12 protein-coding genes and 1 tRNA gene are annotated in these 12,021 nt (G+C 70.9%); 4 read left to right on the top strand and 9 right to left on the bottom strand.

The genetic code is table 11. The features are described 5' to 3' along the window. Nucleotides 1-6 precede the first annotated feature (6 nt). From CEB94_RS19935 to CEB94_RS19925, 3 genes are all read left to right on the top strand, one after another. The gene (locus CEB94_RS19935; protein WP_031137724.1) at nt 7-726 is read left to right on the top strand and encodes an ABC transporter permease subunit; all 720 of its coding nucleotides are present in this window, start codon (nt 7-9) and stop codon (nt 724-726) included. Nucleotides 727-827: 101 nt separating this feature from the next. Beyond that, nucleotides 828-1,037: an SGM_3592 family protein gene (locus CEB94_RS19930; protein WP_175433518.1), complete on the top strand. Its 210-nt coding sequence runs from the start codon at nt 828-830 to the stop codon at nt 1,035-1,037. 283 nt (nt 1,038-1,320) lie between these two features. After that, a tRNA-Ser gene (locus CEB94_RS19925) sits at nt 1,321-1,408 on the top strand. A 36-nt stretch (nt 1,409-1,444) separates the two neighbouring features. Here the strand turns inward: CEB94_RS19925 and CEB94_RS19920 are convergent. The 9 genes from CEB94_RS19920 to CEB94_RS19880 form a co-directional block, all read right to left on the bottom strand. Continuing rightward, a complete protein-coding gene (locus CEB94_RS19920) occupies nt 1,445-2,263 on the bottom strand; it encodes an HAD family hydrolase (protein ID WP_175433517.1) in 819 nt (272 codons plus the stop codon). Continuing rightward, nucleotides 2,260-3,537, bottom strand: coding sequence for a serine--tRNA ligase (gene serS, locus CEB94_RS19915; RefSeq protein WP_175433516.1), 1,278 nt, complete (start codon nt 3,535-3,537; stop codon nt 2,260-2,262). Before serS ends, CEB94_RS19920 begins: the two co-directional genes overlap by 4 nt. A 519-nt stretch (nt 3,538-4,056) precedes the next feature. After that, on the bottom strand, nt 4,057-4,989 hold the full coding sequence (gene pheA / locus CEB94_RS19910) for a prephenate dehydratase (RefSeq protein WP_175433515.1): 933 nt from the start codon (nt 4,987-4,989) through the stop codon (nt 4,057-4,059). A gap of 62 nt (nt 4,990-5,051) precedes the next feature. After that, nucleotides 5,052-6,341 carry an iron uptake transporter deferrochelatase/peroxidase subunit gene (efeB, locus tag CEB94_RS19905; RefSeq protein WP_175433514.1) on the bottom strand — a complete coding sequence of 430 codons (1,290 nt, stop codon included), beginning with the start codon at nt 6,339-6,341 and terminating at the stop codon, nt 5,052-5,054. Nucleotides 6,342-6,347: 6 nt separating this feature from the next. Then, nucleotides 6,348-8,363, bottom strand: a complete 2,016-nt coding sequence (locus CEB94_RS19900) for a copper resistance CopC/CopD family protein (protein WP_175433513.1) — start codon at nt 8,361-8,363, stop codon at nt 6,348-6,350. Nucleotides 8,364-8,376: 13 nt separating this feature from the next. Then, nucleotides 8,377-8,850 (bottom strand): copper chaperone PCu(A)C, encoded by a 474-nt coding sequence (locus tag CEB94_RS19895; RefSeq protein ID WP_175433512.1) that lies wholly within the window; start codon nt 8,848-8,850, stop codon nt 8,377-8,379. Next, nucleotides 8,847-9,500 carry an SCO family protein gene (locus tag CEB94_RS19890; protein ID WP_175433511.1) on the bottom strand — a complete coding sequence of 218 codons (654 nt, stop codon included), beginning with the start codon at nt 9,498-9,500 and terminating at the stop codon, nt 8,847-8,849. Before CEB94_RS19890 ends, CEB94_RS19895 begins: the two co-directional genes overlap by 4 nt. Nucleotides 9,501-9,592: 92 nt before the next feature. After that, on the bottom strand, nt 9,593-10,336 hold the full coding sequence (locus CEB94_RS19885; RefSeq protein ID WP_175433510.1) for a YcnI family copper-binding membrane protein: 744 nt from the start codon (nt 10,334-10,336) through the stop codon (nt 9,593-9,595). A gap of 115 nt (nt 10,337-10,451) precedes the next feature. After that, nucleotides 10,452-11,273 carry a hypothetical protein gene (locus CEB94_RS19880; RefSeq protein ID WP_175433509.1) on the bottom strand — a complete coding sequence of 274 codons (822 nt, stop codon included), beginning with the start codon at nt 11,271-11,273 and terminating at the stop codon, nt 10,452-10,454. Between the two features lie 244 nt (nt 11,274-11,517). Between CEB94_RS19880 and CEB94_RS19875 the strand changes: the two genes are divergently transcribed. Beyond that, nucleotides 11,518-11,982, top strand: a complete 465-nt coding sequence (locus CEB94_RS19875) for an ATP-binding protein (RefSeq protein WP_175433508.1) — start codon at nt 11,518-11,520, stop codon at nt 11,980-11,982. Nucleotides 11,983-12,021: the final 39 nt, after the last annotated feature.

Genomic DNA, 12,021 nt, shown 5'->3' with positions numbered 1-12,021 from the left:
GCCCTGATGTACGACCCCACAGTCGCCCGGCTCACTTACCGGGCTCTGCTCGGCCGTCGCCGGGCCCTCATCCTGGGCGCTCTGCCCCTGCTGCTGATCGTGATCGCCGTGGCGGTGCGCGGCCTGGCCGGGGCGGACGACCAGACGGCGTCCGACCTGCTGGGCGGCCTCGCCCTGGCCACGATGGTGCCGATCATCGGCGTCATCGCGGGAACCGGCGCGATCGGGCCGGAGATCGACGACGGCTCGGTGGTGTACCTGCTGTCCAAGCCGATCAAGCGGCCCACGATCATCTTCACCAAGCTGATCGTCGCCATCGCGGTGACCATGGTGTTCTCCGCGGTGCCGACGCTCATCGCCGGCTTCATCCTGAACGGCAACGGCCAGCAGGTCGCCGTCGCCTACACGGTGGCCGCCCTGGTCGCCTCGATCGCGTACGCGGCACTGTTCCTGCTGCTCGGCACGGTCTCCCGGCACGCGGTGGTGTTCGGGCTCGTCTACGCGCTGGTCTGGGAGGCCCTGTTCGGCTCCCTGGTGCCGGGTGCGCGCACGCTGAGCGTCCAGCAGTGGTCGCTGGCGGTGGCCCAGAAGGTGTCCGGCGGGGACCTGGTCTCCTCCGACGTGGGCCTCACCACGGCGACGGTGCTGCTGGTGGCCGTCACGGTGCTGGCCACCTGGTACGCCGGACAGAAGCTGCGCTCCCTGACACTCGCCGGCGAGGAGTGACGTGCCCCGGCCTTGACGCAGGCTTCACCTCTGTCCGGGCACACTGGGCGAACGGGATGTAGGGGTACCACAACGGGAGTTGGACGGCTGGGAGGGCGGGAATGGCGGGCGAGAAGGACGACTTCGACGAGGTCGTACTGGACGAGGACTTCATACGCTCCGCCGGGACCTCCGAGCCGTCCGCCCGTGCCCGGATGCTCGCTGCCCAATGGCAGCGCGAGGAGCCGGAGCCGCAGCCCTGGCGCTCCGACGAACCGCCCGCGGGCTGGTTCTTCAGCAAGGCCCGCAGGCGCAGGTGGCGCAGACGCTAGCCGGTCACCGCTCCGATCCCACCGCCGATTTATTCAGTGGCGTCCAATTCGCCCGGCAGGCAGAGTGGTTGTCATCGACGCCGGACTCATCGATCCGGCGCCACGAACGGGGAGAGGAGCGGGACGATGCCCATGCACGGCAGTACGTCCAGCTCCCTTCAGGGCAGCCCGCGGCGGGATCCGGAGTAGTCGCTACACCTCCGTAGAACCCGCCCCACACGGGGAGCTGCCCGGGGCGGCCGCTTCGAGCACGCGAGTCGCACATCGCGTGGGCCGCCCACCCGGAGGATTGGCCGAGCGGTAAGGCACTGGCTTGCTAAGCCATGGTCGGGCCTGGAAGGCCCGCGCACGTTCGATTCGTGCATCCTCCGCCGAGCACCACCGAGCACCGGGCGACAGCCCGATGTTCAGCCCAGCAACCGCTCCAGCACGACCGCGATGCCGTCCTCGTCGTGGGAGGACGTCACCTCGTCGGCCACGGCCTTCAGTTCCTCGTGGGCGTCCGCCATGGCGACGCCGTAGGAGGCCCAGGCGAACATCGGTATGTCGTTGGGCATGTCGCCGAAGGCGATCGTGTCGGCCGCCTTCATCCCGAGCCGGCGGGCCGCCAGGGACAGCCCGGTCGCCTTGGACAGGCCCAGGGGGAGGAGCTCGACGATGCCCTCGCCCGCCATCGTGACGGTGACGAAACCGCCGGCGGTGCGCGTCGCGGCCTCGCAGAGCTCGTCGTCGGTCAGCGTCGGGTGCTGGATGTACAGCTTGTTCAGGGGCGCGGTCCACAGGTCCGACGCGTCCGTGAAGGGCGTGGCGGGCAGGGTGCCTTGGACCGCGTAGCCCGGTCCCACCAGCACCTCGCCGTCCAGGCCGTCGCGGCTCGCCGCGAGGTACAGCGGGCCGACCTCCGCCTCGATCTTCGCCAGCGCCACCCCGGCCAGCTGCCGGTCCAGCGTCACCGACGTCAGCAGGCGGTGCGCGCCGGCGTCGTAGACCTGGGCGCCCTGGCCGCAGACGGCCAGGCCCTGGTAGCCGAGGTCGTCGAGGATGTGCCGGGTCCACGGGACCGCGCGGCCGGTGACGACGATGTGCGCGGCGCCCCTCGCGGTGGCCGCGGCGAGGGCGTCACGGGTGCGCGGCGACACCGTCTCGTCGGAGCGCAGCAGCGTCCCGTCGAGATCGGTGGCGACGAGACGGTACGGGAAGCCGCCCGGGGAAGCCGTGTCGCTCACTTGGCCACCGGCTCCAGGACCTCCCGGCCGCCCAGGTACGGACGCAGCACCTCGGGCACGCGCACCGAACCGTCGGCCTGCTGGTGGTTCTCCAGGATCGCCACGATGGTGCGCGGTACGGCGCACAGCGTGCCGTTGAGCGTGGCCAGCGGGCGGACCTGCTTGCCCTCACGGACGCGGATCGACAGGCGGCGGGACTGGAACTCGGTGCAGTCCGAGGTCGAGGTCAGCTCGCGGTACTTGCCCTGCGTCGGGATCCAGGCCTCGCAGTCGAACTTGCGGGAGGCCGAGGCGCCCAGGTCGGCGCTCGCCACGTCGATCACGCGGTACGGCAGCTCCAGCGAGGTCAGCCACTGCTTCTCCCACTCCAGCAGGCGCTGGTGCTCGGCCTGCGAGTCCTCGGGAGCGACGTAGGAGAACATCTCGACCTTGTCGAACTGGTGCACGCGGAAGATGCCCCGGGTGTCCTTGCCGTGCGAGCCGGCCTCGCGGCGGAAGCAGGGCGAGAAGCCCGCGTAGCGCAGGGGGAGGCGGTCGGCGTCGAGGATCTCGTCCATGTGGTACGCCGCGAGCGGCACCTCGGACGTGCCGACCAGGTAGAGGTCGTCGTCGGCGAGGTGGTAGACGTCCTGCGCGGCCTGGCCGAGGAAGCCCGTGCCCGCCATGGACTGGGGGCGGACCAGCGCCGGGGTCAGCATCGGGGTGAAGCCGGCCGCGGTGGCCTGCGCGATCGCCGCGTTCACCAGGGCGAGTTCCAGGAGGGCGCCCACGCCCGTCAGGAAGTAGAAGCGCGAGCCGGAGACCTTGGCGCCCCGCTCGACGTCGATCGCGCCGAGGATCTGGCCGAGCGCCAGGTGGTCCTTGGGCTCGAAGCCCTCGGCGGCGAAGTCGCGGATCGTGCCGTGCGTCTCGAGCGTGACGAAGTCCTCCTCGCCGCCCACGGGCACGTCGGGGTGGACGAGGTTGCCGAGCCTCTGGAGCAGCTCCTGGGTCTCGGTCGCGGCCGCGTCGCGGTCCGCGTCGGCCGCCTTGACGTCTGCGGCGAGCTGGCCCGCCTTCTTCAGCAGTTCGGCCTTCTCGTCGCCGGCCGCCTTGGGGATGAGCTTGCCGAGCGCCTTCTGCTCGGCGCGCAGCTCGTCGAAGCGGACGCCGGACGACCTGCGCCGCTCGTCGGCAGACAGGAGGGCGTCGACGAGCGCGACGTCCTCTCCACGGGCGCGCTGCGACGCGCGCACACGGTCGGGGTCCTCACGGAGCAGACGAAGGTCAATCACGTGCTCCAGGCTACCGGTGCGGGGTGACCGCCCACGACTCACTATGGTCGGCGCACCATACGTACCGTTATGGGCGAATTACGTGCCGTGTCAATAAAACGGCCCGCCGTCCCCGTCGCGAGGCATCCGAAGGGCGTCGCATTGACGTGAATCCCTTGTGGGAAGCGGGAATTGGGCTTCGGTTGTCCACAGGGATCCACGCTCCTCGGAAAGTTATCCACAGGCTGTGTGGAAGATCTGTGGACTTCGGAATTGATCACTTCCCAAGGCCCGGACACCCCCCAGAATTCCCCGCGCAAACCCGCTTTACCCTCACTTTCGAGTGGAAAGAGGTCACCCCGAAGAGTTACGCAAGGGAGAACAGTGGACGAAGGGTGACCTGCCCGTCGATGGACGCATCAGGGGCCTGTAGGGCGATTTGTCGACCGACTCACGGTTCGTTGTCGACTTGTCCCCAGGTCGAGAAGCGGACCTGTGGATAACTTCTGTGGATAACGACAATCAGCAGGTACGACCGGCCTAGAAGCGGCCGTCCTGGCACCGCGCGACCCAGTCGGCCGCCGACACGAACTCGTCGTCGGAGGTCCCCGGTCGCGGCGACCGCACATCCCCCGGCCGCATGTCCGCGCGTGGGTAGGAGCCGAGGTAGCGCACCTGAAGGCAGATCCGCTTCAAGCCCATCAGCGCCTCGGCCACCCGGCGGTCGGAGATGTGGCCCTCGGCGTCGATGCAGAAGCAGTAGTTGCCGATGCCCGCGCCGGTGGGCCGGGACTGGAGCAGCATCAGGTTGATGCCGCGGGTGGCGAACTCACCCAGCAGGTCGCGCAGGCCGCCGGGGTGGTCGTCGCGCTGCCACAGCACGACCGAGGTCTTGTCCGCACCGGTCGGCGCCGCGGGCCGGGCGGGCCGGCCGACCAGCACGAACCGGGTCTGGGCGTTCTCCGCGTCGTGGATCCCGGTCTCCAGGGCCTCCAGGCCGTAGCGGGCGGCCGCGAACTCACCCGCGAAGGCGGCGTCGTACTGGCCCTCTTGGACCAGCCGGGCGGCGTCCGCGTTCGAGGCGGCCGACTCCCAGTGCGCGTCCGGGAGGTGCTTCTTCAGCCAGTTGCGCACCTGCGGCTGCGCGGCCGGGTGGGCGGAGACGGTCTTGATGTCCGACAGCTTCGTGCCCGGGCGGACCAGCAGCGCGAAGGTGATCGACAGCAGCACCTCGCGATAGATCATCAGCGGGGCGCCGGCGACCAGCTCGTCGAGAGTGGTGGTGATGCCGCCCTCGACCGAGTTCTCGATCGGCACGAAGGCGGCCTCGGCCTCGCCGACGCGTACCGCGTCGAGCGCGGACTGGACGGACACGTACGGGATCAGCTCTCGGGTGGCGGCCTCGGGAAGCGTGCGTAGGGCGACTTCGGTGAAGGTGCCCTCGGGGCCGAGATACGCATAGCTCGCTGGCATGACCTCACCCTAATGGGCCCGCGGAAGCACCATCCCCCACAAGCCCGCACAGGGATGAACTCTCACCCCTCCAGCAACCTCTGCCCCACGTACTCGCCCTCCGCGGCCCCGCCCGGCACCGCGAACAGCCCGCTCGACTCGTGCCGGATGAACTGCGACAGGGCGTCACCGCGGTCCAGTTTGCGCTGCACCGGCACGAAGCCGCGCAGGGGATCGGCCTGCCAGCAGATGAAGAGCAGGCCCGCGTCGGGCACCCCGTCGGTGTCGATGCCGTCGTGGAAGGAGAAGGGGCGGCGGAGCATCGCCGCGCCGCCGTTCTGGTCGGGCCGTGTGATGCGGGCGTGGGCGTTGATCGGGACGACCAGGTTGCCCTTGGCGTCCGTCTTCTCCAGATCCATTGCGGTCGTCTCGGTGCCCCCGGACAGCGCCGCCCCGTCGGACTTGCGGCGCCCGATCACGTCCTCCTGTGCCCTGACGGAGAGGTTCTCCCAGTCGTCGAGGAGCATGCGGATGCGGCGTACGACGGCGTAGGAGCCGTTCGCCATCCAGGCCGGTTCGCCCTTCTCGGGGACGAAGATGCGCTGGTCGAAGTCGGCCTCGCTCGGTTTCGGATTGCGGGTGCCGTCGATCTGGCCCATCAGGTTGCGGGCCGTCATGGGGTGGGAGGTGGCGCCCGGTGAGCGGTTGAAGCCGTTCATCTGCCACCGCACCTTGGCGGCCCGGCCCGCGTCCCTCTGGATCGCGCGCAGGGCGTGGAAGGCGACCAGGGCGTCGTTGGCGCCGATCTGCACCCACAGGTCGCCGTTGCTGCGGTTCTTGTCGAGGTGGTCGGAGGAGAACTCGGGCAGCGGGTCCAAGGCGACCGGACGCTGCTTCGCCAGGCCCGTCCTGGCGAAGAAGCTGTGGCCGAAGCCGAAGGTGATCGTCAGCGACGAGGGGCCGGCGTCGCGGGCCACGTCGGTGTCGTCGTGGGTGCTCGGCTCGCCTGCCATCAGCCGCCGGGCCGTCTCCGACCAGCGGCGGAGCAGGGCGGCGGCCTCCTTGCGCCCGGCGCCCGCCGCCAGGTCGAAGGCGACGACGTGGCCGCGTGCCTGGAGGCCGTCGGTGATGCCGGGCTGATGTTTCCCGTGAAACATCGCCCGGTCCGTACCGAGCGAGGTGAGCGGTGTGGCCGCTTCGGAGGGGGCGGCGGCGTAGCCCACGGCGGCGCCCGCCGTGCCCAGGACGAGCCCGGTGGCACCGGCGGTGCCGAGCAGCCGCCGTCGTGAGATGCCCTCGTGGGCGGAGGCCGCTTCGCTCTCCAGGGTGGTGGCCTCAGGGGTGCGGGCCTTCGGGAGGGACTTCTCAGGCATGGTCGTTCAGCCGATCTGCGCGTTCTTGGAGACGGTCACCTCGTCGATGTCGGAGGTCCGCACGGTCACGTCGACCTGCCAGTCGCCGGCCATGGGGATCTGCACTCCGTTCGCCGACCAGTGTCCGGTAGCGATGTGGTCGGGGACGACGGGCAGGGGCCCGATGTCCTTGGCTTTCAGGGTGAACTCGACCTTCACCTCGGGGATGTCGAAGGCCCGGCCGTTGGGCCGCTCCACGTACACGTGCATCTCGTTGTCGCCCACGCGCGCGGGGTCGACGTCGATGGTGACGATGCCCTTGCCGTCCTCGCCGCCGGTGTCGAACGGCATGTTCAGGGTCAGCGCCCCGGACGCGCCCGCGTCGGCGGTGGAGGACGAGGTGGCTGCCTTGGCCTCCTGCTCGGTGCGTCCCGGCTCGGTCTGCGTCAGCACGGTGGTGACTGCGAGCAGGACGACCGCGATGCCGGCCTCGGCGAGTACGGAGCGCCGCAACCCGAAGCGGTTCGGGTCCGCGTCCCGCACCCGCTTCTGCCGTGCGGCGTCCCGGGCGGCCTGCTGCCGGGCGAGCTGCGCGGCACGTTCGGTGCCGGCGGGCTCGGCGCCGGGCTGCTCGTCGGTGCCGGTGTCGAGGCCACTGTCGCCGTCGCCGTCACCCTCGCCGTCGTCGTCGCCCTCGCCCTCGCCAGAGGCGTTCCCGTTGCCGGCGGTAGCGGTCTCCGTATCCCCGGCGGCGTCCGCCCTCGCGCCGACCCGCTCCTTCTGCCGTACCGCCGATGCCTCTGCCGGCACCGTCTGCGCCAGCCGCCCCGTCCACCGGCGCGAGATCCACGCGACGCCGACCATGACGACGACGAGGCCGATCTTGGCCAGGAGGAGCTGGCCGTAGCGGGTGTCGGTGAAGGCCGACCAGGAGCCGAGCTGGCGCCAGGACTGGTACGTCCCGGTCGCGATCAGGGCGAGGACGCTGCCGAAGGCGACCTGGGAGAAGCGGCGAACGGCCGGAGCGTCGACGGGTGTCTCGGCGGGCGCTCGGTACAGGGCGACCAGCAGCGCACCCAGTCCGCCGAGCCAGGCGGCCACGGCCAGCAGATGGAGCACGTCGACCGGCATGGCGAAGCCCGCCTGGAGGCCGACCGAGGCGTGCTCGGACATCGCCCAGCTCGCAGCGAGCCCGGCGGCCACGACGACGCCGCCGATCGAGAGCCCGAAGGTCAGGTCCCGCTTCTCCTGGGCGTCTTCCCGCTTGTCGTATGCCCCGAACAGCACGGCGATGAACAGCGCCGCCGCGGCGAGCAGCAGCAGCCGGGACACCAGGGCCGCGCCGGTCTTGGTCTGCAGCACCTGCCCGAGCAGGGACAGGTCGAAGATGTCGGCGACCTTCCCGGTGCCCGTGAAGGAGCCGCGCAGAAGCAGCAGGGCGAGGGTCGCCGCGGTGAGCGCGACCCACCCCGAGACGACGAACCGCTGCACCGGCCGCACTCCGGCACCGCGCCGCCAGCAGGCGAGCACGAAGGCGGCGCCACCGGCCATCACGATGAACCCGGCGTACGACACGTACCGCCCGAAGCCGTACAGCCAGCCCACCACCCCGTCGTCGGCCGACTGCCCGGAGACCGACACGGACGTCTTGGAGGGGGCGCCGATGGAGAAGGTGTAGGCACCGGCGACGGGATGGCTGTCCGCCGAGACGACCTGGTAGGCCACCGTGTACGTGCCGTCGGGCAGACCCGGGTGCAGCGGCACGGCGTACGTCGTGCCGCTGACGTTGGCCGGCTTGCCCGTGTCGACGCGCTTGCCCTCGGGGTCGAGCACGCGCAGCGAGTCGTCGGACATCGCGACCTGCTCGGAGAAGGTGAGCGAGATCCGGGCCGGGGCCTTGTCGACCACCGCCCCCTGCCCGGGGTCGCTGCCCGTCACCGCGGCGTGCGCGGAGGCCGGGCCGGCTCCCACGAGGAGTGCGCAGGCCGCGGCCAGGAGCAGCAGCACCAGTGTCCGGACGCGGGGGGCGATGGTCTGCGTCACAGTGGTCCCTCCCTCAGTGTCCGGTCTTCGGGGTGTAGGTCGCCGGCTTCACCGGCATGTCGACCTTCACGGGGGCGGAGTGGGCGAAGCGCAGCTCGACGGAGACCGTCTGGCCTTCCTTCGGCTTGCGCTTGAGCTGCTCGAACATCAGGTGGTCGGCGCCGCTCTTCAGCTCCAGCCGGCCGTCCGCGGGGATCTTCAGGCTCTTGACCTCCCGCATCGCCCCGTCGACGGTCTCGTGCACGGTGACCTGCCCGGCGATGTCACTGGTGACCGAGGTCAGCTCGTCGGCGGCACCGCCCTTGTTGGTGACGGTGAGGAAGCCGGCCGCCATGTCGTCGGACACCGGCTGCGGCATGTACGCGGAGCCGACGGAGAGTTCCGCCTTCCCCGAGTCGCTCTCACCGCCGGAGTCCGAGCCGCCGCAGCCCGTCAGGGCCAGCGCTCCGGCTATGACGAGGGCCGCCGGGCCGAGCGTCCGCCTCACGGGTTCTCCCCCTTGACGATCTTGGGGAGGTCCTTGGTGTAGTCGTCGACGGTGGCGTCCTCGCCGTAGAGCACATAGCCGCCGTCGGTCTTCGGGGAGAACGCGATGACCTGGGTGCCGTGCTCGGAGACGAGCTTGCCGTTCTTGTCCTTCTTGGTCGGCTCGATGGAGATGCCGAGGGTGCGGGCGCCGGCCTGGATGGTCGCGAAGTCGCCGGTGAGGCCGACGAAGCTGGAGTCGATGCCCTTGAGCCACTTGCCGAGTTCGACCGAGGTGTCGCGCTTGGGGTCGGTGGTGACGAACACCACGCGCAGCTTGTCCTGCTCGGCCTTGGGCAGCTGCTTCTTTGCGACGGCGATGTTGTTCATCGTCAGCGGGCACACGTCGGGGCAGTGGGTGTAGCCGAAGTAGATCAGCGTGGGCTTGCCCGCGGTCTCCTTGCGGAGGTCGTACTTCTTGCCCTGCGTGTCGGTGAGGACCAGGTCCGGCTTCTCGAACGGCTTGTCGAGGACGGTGGCGGCCTTTTCGGTACCGGCCTCCTCCGACACCACGGCGACGGGCTTGTTGCTGTCGTCGCCGCTGCCGCAGGCGGTCAGGGTCAGGGAGGCGGCGGCGAGCAGTGCGGCCGCGGCGATGGTCTTGGTGCGCATAGAAAAATGTCCCAGATGTCGGTGATCCGGCGCGCGCCGGGGTGCCCCGCCCGAAGGCGTGGATCCGGCGCGCGCCGTCAACGGAAGCAGCCTCAGGCGCTGGTGCGCCGACGCCCGGCGAGCACGCCGTAGGCGACACCCGCCGCGCCGACCACGATGCCGACGATGCCCAGGACGCGGGCGGTGGTGTCGGTGCCGCCGGAGGAGGCGGAGTCGGAGGCGGCGGTGTCGGCGGAGGCCTTCTCGGCCGACTTGGCGTCGGAGCCGGCGCCGGCCGCCGAGTCGTGGTGCCCGTCCTCGGAGGCGGCGGACAGCTCCAGCACCGGGGCCGGGTTGTCGGGTTCCTCCTGGCCCTTCTGCGGCACCTCGATCCAGCGGACGACCTCCTTGTTGGAGTACGTCTGCAGGGCCTTGAAGACCAGCTGGTCGGTGTCCTCGGGCAGCTGGCCGACGGAGAGCGGGAACTTCTCGAAGTAGCCGGGCTCGATCCCCTTGCCGTCGGCGGTCCAGGTGACCTTGGTGACGGCCTCGGTGATCTTCTCGCCGTGCATCTCCAGCGGCTTGTCCAGCTTGGACTTGGTGACGTCGATCTTCCAGCCGGGCATGGGCTCCGGCATCACCGAGGCCAGCGGGTGGTCGGTCGGGAAGTTGACCTCGAGCTTGGTGGTCGAGGCGTCGTCACGCTCGTTGGGGACCTTGAAGTTCACGACCGCGTAGCCGCCCTTGGCGGCCGTGCCCTCGGGCTGCACGGTGACGTGCGCGAAGGCGGGGGCGGACAGGGCGAGGACGCTGATACCGGCGGCGGCACCGGCCGCGGCGATACGGGAAGCCTTCATGGAAGGAGCACTCCGCTGTGAGTCGGTCTGGATGTGGAAGGAGGGATGCGCACACGCGTGCCGCACGACGGCGGCCCCTCCTCCGCAGGAGCGGAGTGGTGGTGGTCGCGTCGCGTCAGGCGGCGAGGGCGAGTGCGGCTGCGGAAGCCGTGGCCGCCGGCGGGCCGCGCCGGATCACCGAGTGCTGGAGCGCGATGATGCGAGGCAACGGGGGCGCGGGCCGCGCGGCGTGCGCCGGGCGCGGGCAGGCCTCCGGGGCTCCCGGGAGTCCGGCACGCAGGACGCGTACCAGTGCGAGAGCGCCCCGCAGGGAGCGCACGAGCGCCCCCTCGGCGACTCCCTGCGCCGACAGTTCGGTGAGCCGCAGCAGAGCCAGGTCGCCGTGGCGCAGCAGCCAGCCGGCGGCGAGTGCCGCGAGCACGTGACCGAGCAGCATCGGCAGGGACGGCCACAGCGAGGCCGACGAGCCGGACATGGCATCCGCGGGATGATGCGTGTGCGCTCCCGAGGACGGCTGGATCCGGGCTTCGGTGAGGATCTTGTGGGCCTGCGCCGGGCTGATCGCCGCCACCGTCGTGCCGCACACGAACCGCGCGGCCTGCTGGACCAGCGCGGCGTCGCTCCCGCCCGTCGGCGCCGAGGACGTGACGGCTGCCGTGCCGTGCTGGCCGAGGCCGAACAGCGTGTGCAGCACCGTCTGGCCGACCGCGAGCAGTGCCGCGATCCCCGCCAGCGAGCGCACGCGCCCGGCCAGCGGAGCCGCCACCGCGGCCACCCCGAGGAACCCGGCGCCCAGCGTCCACAGCGGGATGCCGTCACAGGAGGCGAGCGCGTGACCTGCCCCGGCCAGCACGACACAGACCGCGGCGAACACCGCGGCCCGCAGGATCCGGAGCGAGTGTCCGGAGCGCGTCGCGCGCACGTGGGGGGCAGTCATGGCGGGCTCATCATCGCACTGGCCCCGCAGGCCTCGTGCGGCAGGTCCACAAGATGCCGTACGACCGGAACGTCACGGTCTGGCCACGCGCGCCCCCGAATGCGCCGCTACCTGCCCCCACATACACCGATCAGGACCAGTGCGCATCCGCCGTATGGGCGGCATCACGTCAACTTCACGCTTACACAGGGGCACTCAGGGCAATACGTAACGGTATGTCGAGCCGCAGCCAGGAGGCTGGAGCATGAGCATCTGGTGGTCACTCCATCTGCGGCGCGAAGCTGCGAGCGTGCCGCTAGCCCGCCGTCTGCTGATCGGCACGATGGAGACCGCGGGCGTCGACCCGGACATCTCCTACGACCTCTCCGTCGCCCTCAGCGAGGCGTGCGCGAACGCTGTGGAGCACGGCGGGGACACGGAGCATGGCCCGGGTTCCGAGGCGTACCGGGTCACCGCGTACCTCGACGGCGAGAAGTGCCGGATCGAGGTCGCCGACGCGGGCCCGGGGTTTCCCGCGGCCTCCGCCGGGCGGTCCCGCCCGCCGATCCGTCCCGCGCACTCCGACGCGGAGAACGGCAGGGGGCTGTGTCTCATCGAGGAACTCGCCGACCACGTCCACATCGGCAACAAGCCGGGCCGGGGCGGAGCCGTGGTGAGCTTCGACAAGGTCCTGAAGTGGCGTTCCGGCGCACCGCTGATGGCCGTCTGACCTCCCCGGCGGGGCGTGTTTCACGTGAAACACAGGCGG

This window comes from Streptomyces hawaiiensis, assembly GCF_004803895.1.
Taxonomy (GTDB): Bacteria; Actinomycetota; Actinomycetes; order Streptomycetales; family Streptomycetaceae; genus Streptomyces; species Streptomyces hawaiiensis.
This window is presented reverse-complemented; position numbering and strand designations above follow the sequence as displayed.

Bases quoted from the DNA above. Each gene is read 5' to 3' on its own strand.
- CEB94_RS19935 (WP_031137724.1), top strand. From the start codon at position 7: ATGTACGACCCCACAGTCGCCCGGCTCACTTACCGGGCTCTGCTCGGC.
- CEB94_RS19930 (WP_175433518.1), top strand. From the start codon at position 828: ATGGCGGGCGAGAAGGACGACTTCGACGAGGTCGTACTGGACGAGGAC.
- pheA (WP_175433515.1), bottom strand. From the start codon at position 4,989: ATGCCAGCGAGCTATGCGTATCTCGGCCCCGAGGGCACCTTCACCGAA.
- efeB (WP_175433514.1), bottom strand. From the start codon at position 6,341: ATGCCTGAGAAGTCCCTCCCGAAGGCCCGCACCCCTGAGGCCACCACC.
- CEB94_RS19890 (WP_175433511.1), bottom strand. From the start codon at position 9,500: ATGCGCACCAAGACCATCGCCGCGGCCGCACTGCTCGCCGCCGCCTCC.
- CEB94_RS19885 (WP_175433510.1), bottom strand. From the start codon at position 10,336: ATGAAGGCTTCCCGTATCGCCGCGGCCGGTGCCGCCGCCGGTATCAGC.
- CEB94_RS19880 (WP_175433509.1), bottom strand. From the start codon at position 11,273: ATGACTGCCCCCCACGTGCGCGCGACGCGCTCCGGACACTCGCTCCGG.
- CEB94_RS19875 (WP_175433508.1), top strand. From the start codon at position 11,518: ATGAGCATCTGGTGGTCACTCCATCTGCGGCGCGAAGCTGCGAGCGTG.